General features: G+C 44.3%; 2 protein-coding genes. Both read left to right on the top strand.

All coding sequences use genetic code 11. From position 1 onward, the window contains the following. Positions 1-28: 28 nt before the first annotated feature. Positions 29-859 carry a flagellin N-terminal helical domain-containing protein gene (locus tag EGV91_RS16755; protein WP_135505753.1) on the top strand — a complete coding sequence of 277 codons (831 nt, stop codon included), beginning with the start codon at positions 29-31 and terminating at the stop codon, positions 857-859. Positions 860-1,008: 149 nt separating this feature from the next. Then, the coding region (locus tag EGV91_RS16750) for an OmpL47-type beta-barrel domain-containing protein (RefSeq protein WP_421958256.1) at positions 1,009-3,995 on the top strand (2,987 nt) is incomplete at its 3' end.

Genomic DNA, 3,995 nt, shown 5'->3' with positions numbered 1-3,995 from the left:
AAAAAACATTACACGGAGGTAATACACAATGATTATCAACAACAACATCGCAGCACTTAACACTCACCGCCAAATGGGCCAAGTGAGCGGCAACGCAGCAAACTCAATGGAAAAACTTTCTTCAGGTATGCGCATCAACCGTGGTGCAGACGACGCAGCAGGTCTTTCAATCTCTGAAAAAATGCGCGGACAGATTCGCGGACTAGAACAAGCTTCTAAAAACTCGCAAGATGCAGTATCTTTGATCCAAACAGCTGATGGCGCTTTGAACGAAACGCATGCAGTTCTTCAGCGTATGCGCGAATTGACTGTACAGGGAGCAAGTGACACTAACAGTGCGGCTGAGAGAGACGCAATTGCTGGGGAATTAACGCAATTGACTTCTACAATTACTGATATTTCTGCTACTACACAATTCAATGGTCAAAAACTTCTTGACGGAACTTCGAATGGAGGTACAGCGATATTAACAATTCAAAGTGGGGCAAATAATGGTGAAACATTATCACTTGACTTGAACAATGTTGATTTGACAGATACTTTAGCAGCTCTTGCAACTGTAGATGTAACAGATGCTACAACTTCAGCTGCATCTTTGACAGTTCTTGACACTGCAATCCAAACAGTTTCTAATGGCCGCGCTTATGCTGGTGCTGTTCAAAACCGTTTAGATTACACAATCAACAATGTTAACGCTTCAGCTGAAAACACACAAGCTGCAGAATCACGTATCCGTGACGTTGACATGGCGAAAGAAATGATGAACTTGACTAAGAACAACATCTTGACTCAAGCTTCACAAGCGATGCTTTCTCAAGCAAACCAAGCTCCACAAGCAGTACTTCAATTACTTCGTTAATCCTTAATATATAGTAATTGAAACATGGAACAAGAGGCTCCCAATCTGGCAGAGCCTCTTATTTTCACTGTTTAAAGCCTTTAATTAAAGATAAATGTTGCTGGTTTTTTATTTGACTTCAAAATAGGTATAAAGGTGGATTAATTAACATGAGAAAGTATAGTCTAATATCAATGCTTTTAAGCATATTGCTAGTACTTCAGTTTGCATTGCCGACCATTAGCGTATTTGCTGCTTCTACAGAAGCGCCAACAAACTTAACAGTGTCCGTTAATAGTGGCAATAATCTAATTCTTAAGTGGACAGGTGTAGTTGCTGCCCAAAAATACAATGTATATTTGATAACCAATGGTGAGAAAAAGCTTATTGGCTCCCCAACAAACAATCTGTTTGGTTATTCAAATAAGCCGGAAGGCGATTACACGTTCGAGGTTACAGCATTAAACTCAGCAACCGGTGAGTCTCTTCCCTCAAATCAAGTTTCTTATACATTGGTCCATCCCGATATGGCCGCTCCGCAAGATTTGAGTTTAACTATCCGGAACGGCAACGATCTTGCCTTGAGATGGTCAGCTTCAGAGTTTGCCGATAGCTACAATATTTATCAAATCCAAAACGGCGTGAGAAAACTAGTTAACAATACTGCAAACCTTAGCCGCACATTCTCGAATATGCCAGCTGGTTCGTTTATATATGAAGTGACGGCAGTCAGCGCACGTTTTGGGGAATCCCTAACAGCAAGTCGAGTTGAAACGGATTTGGTTCATCCGACTATGGCTGCACCCGCTGATTTAACGCTGACAATCCGCAACGGCAATGACATTTTCTTAAAGTGGTCAGAAGTCGAATTTGCAACTGCGTATAACATCTACGAAATCAAAGATGGCGTAAAAAAACTGGTCAATACGACAGAAAACTTATCCCGCACTTTGACAAATAAACCTGCAGGCGAATATCAATACGAAGTGTATTCGGTCAGCAGCCGTTTTGGCGAATCCAAAACAGCAGCTTATGTATCAACTACACTAGTTCATCCTATCATGGTAGCACCTGCTACGCTGACGGTTGCTGTACGCAACGGCAACGATTTGTTCCTAAGATGGCCAGAAGTGGAATTTGCCACAGGCTACAATATCTATCAGATCACTAATGGCGAAAAGAAATTCCTTTATACAACGGAAAACTTGAGCCGCTCATTCATTAACCTGCCTGCTGGAGATTATCAGTATGAAGTGACGTCAAACAGCGATCGCTTTGGTGAATCTCAAACGGGCGTCCAGGCGAACTATTCGCTGGTGCATCCAGAATTGGCAGCTCCTGCCGATTTGCGCATCACTGTTTCAAACGGCAACGATTTGTCAGTGCGTTGGTCAGAAGTGGAATTCGCAACAAGCTATAATGTTTATCGGATCAAAGACGATAAAAAAGAGCTAGTCGCTAACACACCTAACCTTGCCCGTACTTTCACCAACATGCCAGAAGATTGGTATGAATACGAAGTAACAGCAGTAAGCGATCGCTTCGGCGAATCCGCACCTTCAAAAATCGAATATACTTTAGGCCATCCGACTGTACAAAGTCCGGAGCTGAAGTTGCTTTCTTTTGATGAGCAGACTGCTGCTTTGAGCTGGACAGAAATTACCGGTGCTTCTGCATATAACGTGTACGAAGTCGTCGGAGAAGAATATGTCCTGTTAGGCACGACAGATAAACGCAATTACATTGTCACAGATATCGCTGATGGCAAACACGAATACGTCGTAACCGTAACACACAGCCGCTTCGGCGACTCAGGCTACTCGAATGCAGTAGCAGTTGAAATGCAGAATGACCTGACTCCACCAGTGACATCTTCAAACGCAGTCACTGATTGGATCAATAAAGATTTTGCGGTAATCCTTACTGCAGAAGACGATAAGAGCGGCGTCGATAAGACGTTCTACTCGCTGAATGGCGTTGATTTCCTTGAAGGCACTGAGTTCACGGTAAGCGGCAGCCAGAAGATTTCATTCTACTCAACGGATCTTGCGGGGAATGTGGAAGAAGTCCAAACAGCTCAAGTGAATATTGATAAGACAGCTCCGGAAACATCATCCAACGCAAACAGCAATTGGCACCAGGAATTCACGGTCCAGTTGAAAGCGGAAGATGAGCAGAGCGGAGTAAACCAGACCTTCTATTCTGTAAATGGTTCTGAATTTACGGAAGGCGACAGCGTTGTGGTGAATGAAGAAGGAATCAACACGATTTCATTTTACTCAACGGATGTTGCTGGAAACGTAGAAGAAGTGCAGACAGCGGAAGTGAAGATCGACCGCACCGCTCCTGAAACGGTTTCAAACGCAGATGGCGATTGGCATGCAGAATTCGCATTGGAATTCACAGCGGCAGACGATAAAGCCGGCGTCGAAACGACATTCTACTCTGTGAACGGCGCTCCATTCAAAGAAGGCACAAATGTTGCAATCATTGAAGACGGTGTGAATTCAATCGAATTTTACAGCGTTGACAAAGCAGGGAACACAGAAACTGTGAAAACAGCACAAGTGAATATCGACCTTTCGGCCCCTGAAACGGTGTCGAATGCGGACAGCGAATGGCACCAGGAATTCGTGGTGGAATTGACTGCAACGGATGACAAGAGTGCAGTTGAAAAAACATTCTACTCGATCAATGGTTCGGAGTTCACGGAAGGTAGCAGCTTTACCGTAGACCAGGACGGCATCAACGAAATTACGTTCTATAGCGTCAACAAAGCTGGCGGCACAGAAGAAGTAAAGGCAGCTGAAGTGAAGATCGACCGCACGGCGCCTGTTACAGAATCGAACGAATCCGCTGACTGGTTGAAAGAAGCAGTAGTCGAATTGACTGCGGCTGATGACAAGAGCGGCGTCGACAAAACTTACTATTCCGTAAACGGATCTGAATTCGTTGAAGGCACGACTGTGGCCGTTACGGAAGCAGGCGTTAACGAAGTTTCTTATTACAGCACCGACAAAGTCGGCAATAAAGAAGAAGTGCAAACAATCAAAGTGAACATCGATGGAATCGCTCCAGAGACAGCTTCAAATGCAGTCAGCGAATGGTTCCAGGAATTCGCGGTTGAATTGACAGCGAACGACGAGCATAGCGGCGT

Source organism: Planococcus koreensis (assembly GCF_004761975.1).
GTDB lineage: Bacteria > Bacillota > Bacilli > Bacillales_A > Planococcaceae > Planococcus > Planococcus koreensis.
The sequence above is the reverse complement of the archived record's forward strand: the minus strand, read 5'-3'. Positions and strand labels throughout refer to the sequence as shown.

Coding starts and splice junctions, on each gene's coding strand:
- EGV91_RS16755 (WP_135505753.1), top strand. CDS start 29: ATGATTATCAACAACAACATCGCAGCACTTAACACTCACCGCCAAATG.